Origin of the sequence: Chroococcidiopsis sp. (assembly GCF_051657925.1) — a bacterium.
In the GTDB taxonomy this organism is placed as follows: domain Bacteria; phylum Cyanobacteriota; class Cyanobacteriia; order Cyanobacteriales; family Chroococcidiopsidaceae; genus Chroococcidiopsis.
In genome coordinates, this window is sequence record NZ_JBOFLP010000132.1 from 1 (window position 1) to 3,153 (window position 3,153).

General features: G+C 44.0%; 4 protein-coding genes. 1 reads left to right on the forward strand and 3 read right to left on the reverse strand.

Annotated elements, in window-relative coordinates; translation table 11 throughout:
- The 3 genes from ACRC32_RS10135 to ACRC32_RS10145 form a co-directional block, all read right to left on the reverse strand.
- Nucleotides 1-1,781: hypothetical protein (locus ACRC32_RS10135; protein ID WP_438553843.1), on the reverse strand; the 1,781-nt coding region annotated here is incomplete at its 3' end.
- Nucleotides 1,781-2,251, reverse strand: a complete 471-nt coding sequence (locus ACRC32_RS10140) for a hypothetical protein (protein ID WP_438553844.1) — start codon at nucleotides 2,249-2,251, stop codon at nucleotides 1,781-1,783. The genes ACRC32_RS10140 and ACRC32_RS10135, both read right to left, overlap by 1 nt.
- 196 nt (nucleotides 2,252-2,447) lie before the next feature.
- Nucleotides 2,448-2,618, reverse strand: coding sequence for a hypothetical protein (locus ACRC32_RS10145; RefSeq protein WP_438553845.1), 171 nt, complete (start codon nucleotides 2,616-2,618; stop codon nucleotides 2,448-2,450).
- A gap of 233 nt (nucleotides 2,619-2,851) precedes the next feature.
- Between ACRC32_RS10145 and ACRC32_RS10150 the strand changes: the two genes are divergently transcribed.
- Nucleotides 2,852-3,109, forward strand: coding sequence for a hypothetical protein (locus ACRC32_RS10150; RefSeq protein WP_438553846.1), 258 nt, complete (start codon nucleotides 2,852-2,854; stop codon nucleotides 3,107-3,109).
- The last annotated feature ends 44 nt before the right edge of the window (nucleotides 3,110-3,153 follow it).

The following is a 3,153-nucleotide window of genomic DNA, read 5'->3' on the forward strand; positions in this document are numbered from 1 at the left end:
TCTTGCCCTTTAAACCTGCCAGCAAGCAACGCTCCTTCAAGGGATGCGATCGCCTTCGCCTGCTCGTTATCACACGGTTCTTCGTCCTCTATTATTCCCTCGCCAGTATCTTCATTGATGCCACGTTTGCGATCGCCCAGGAACTCCACCGAATACGATCGCTCTTTCTCCTTAAAAGGATTGCCGCCATATAGAGAAAATATTGCCTTGCCGCATACTGATTCAGAATTTGTTACTACTTCCTGCGGCTTGCGCTCGGCGGCGGGGGGTACGGTTTGCCCGCTATTGGAGCGCTCAAAGAGGGAGGCATTGTTGTCAGGAATAAGGCTTACCTGCTGCGATCGCTGGTTATCCTCAAATGTTTCATCGCTCATTCCCTCGGGTTTTTCTTGAGAGCTAAAATAGCCTGGATTTACTACCCCTGCCGTTTTGTAATTATCTATTCTGTGAATCCAGTAATTATTGGATTGCTTTACCCAAGATTCAACATTATTTTCAGCAATTGTTAGCCCACTTGGCGTAACCCCAAGCGTAAAACTCCAATCAGTATCTAATCCCGATAAAAGTTCACCTCTAGTCTTATACCGAGTCGTATAAATTTTACTTACTCTATCCTTGCTGTCATATAGGTAATCAACAGTATAGGTTTCCGCAATTATTAAGGACGAACTGCTGTAAGCATTTGGGTCATCAATTGATATTAAATACTCGAAATATTCTTTTAATACTTCTCCCTTTGTTTTGTAGATGGTGGAAGATACTCGTTTTAGTTTGCCCTCTTCATTTGTTTCGTACTGATAAGTTGTTACTTCGTAGTATGATTCGATTAAAGATGTTTGGAAAACCGACCTATTATTAGGGATAATTAACCCGACTGGTTCTAGTTTTCTAGTCGTTCTTTCTAGTTTGCCCGTAAAGCTTGAATAAATCTCGCGGGTAGATGATTGCTCAAAGATAGCAATATTGCTGCCTAGTAGATTGGGGTCAATCAATCTAGGGTCGCCGTAGCGTTCGCTAAAGCTGATAATTGGATATTTGGGGGTTTCTCCTACTTGGCGACTACCCCGCACCTCAATTACTTCCCTGGGCGATTCAGCATTACTTAGCCTTCTGTACCAAAGCTCCGAGCCTGAGTCATTTCCGATTTGCCACTGGAGTGATACTGGATTATTTAGGGTGATTGGCTCTACTCTAAATACTTCGTTTGCGTCTATCCGACCAAAACGCAAGCAAGCGTACAGAATCTTGCCGCAGCATTCTAGATAGCTGCCGGAGATATCGAAGGGGTAGTACAAAGGGTAAGGTAAATCGTTTAGCCCACTAATATTCGTTATTCCAGCTAACCGCAATAGGGATAGAGCGATCGCAGTGCGGCTAGTTAGCTTCGCTTGTTCTAGGTCTAATTTCTTGGGGTCGGTAGGTGCTTTGAAGGATAGCAGGGATATTAAACAGCCGCAATTTACCTGGGTTCTACGGGATTCAAAATCATACGACGAGCTTAGTATCCGCAATGCTCCACAAGGATGAGGACGTAATACACCTGTACTATCTGCTACTTGAATTCTTACACTCTTACCAATGTTCCAGTCGGAGTTAATACGGTCGTCAATTGAGCCTGGGAGGTTACGGACTTCTGCCAAGGTAAAGCTAGCAGTTATTTTGACTAAGCCTGTTTGGTCGATAGAGTTAGTTGCCCAGTTGGTGGATTCAATTAGGGCAGGGGTGTAGTCTTTGCCTGCTACAAGAAATCGGTAATTCCTCGTGCTGATATTGATTGCCATTAAGCAACTACCTTAATTGTCTCGGCAAGTGTCAAACTGAGTATATCAAGTCGCCCCTGCTCTGCGAACTTTGGTCCGTCCGTAATTGCCGTTTTAAACTTGGCGTAATAGCACAGGTAGCCCTCCGCAATGCTATCAGTTGCGGTATTTTGCACCATTGCCCGCGATATAGGCGCTCTTTCTACCAATAAAGAAGTAGTGTCCTCAAGCAATATATCTGCGTCCAACAAGTTGCGGCGGCGATAGTCAAATTCGGCGGCGATCGCTTCTATTAGATTTCTCTGGGTGCGATCGCAATGACAGTTAAACGACCAGAGGTGTTTTTGTTCATGGTAAGGACCGCCCAGCGCCACTGTTCCGGCTGCACTATATTCTACCGTTGCTGGGTTGACTTTTATTCGGGGATAGTCGGTATTGGTAAATTTGTCGAAGGTGACGGATAGGGAGCCAATAGAAAGCTTGAGCGGCATATCAACAACAAGTCAGAAGTCACAAGTCAGAAGTCACAAGTCAGAAGTCACAAGTCAGAAGTCACAAGTCAGAAGTCACAAGTCGCAAGTCACAATTACTTGCGACTTCTGACTTGCGACTTGTGACTTGTTCTAAGATACCCGCACTTAATTAGTTTTGGCAAATGTCCACCAAAACGCAAATTGGTGGACATTTTTATGCAGATTGCTGTTCGCGCTCTAGCTTTTCTGCGATCGCTTCTCTTATCCAATTACTCAATTCGCTGCCATGCGCTGACCGTAGTTTGCTTTCCAACTCCAAGGGCAGTTTTACCCCTACTACTTTTCTTGACAACGCCTTAGCACCGTCTGGTTTAAATTTTGCCATAGTTTTCCCTCCAGTCCTAGTTTACCAGCACTAAAACTAAACTAGCAACTTTTGCATTAGTTGCAAACGGAAGTGAACGAAAAATAAGTCAAAACAATTATTAACTTTGTTTAACCTTCTTACAATGTCTGGTTAACCAGACTATACTAATGAAAGATAGATTAAAAGAGCGATCGCCCACAGCCTGACAAACCAAAGCGATCGCCCACCCATTAGATGGAGTTAATTGCATTATGCCACAGTTATTGACAGCACCAGAAGCAGTAGAAACAAAATCTGTAACTTACAGGTATTTTGTAGAGCTTGCAAGTATTGAGTCTTACGTAGATAGAGAGGGGTTTGACGTTCCAGCAGCCTACAGAACAATTGATGTAGTAGTGATGGAACCAACTACTGACGCGATCGCACTTCTAATTAGTAGCTGTTCTTGGTTACAAGGTTGGCAGATGGTTTCCCATTGGGAGCCGGAATTGGAAGACGCACCATTTTAAGTAAATCCCCACCGCATCCGTTAAATGCGGTGGGTTCAAACAAA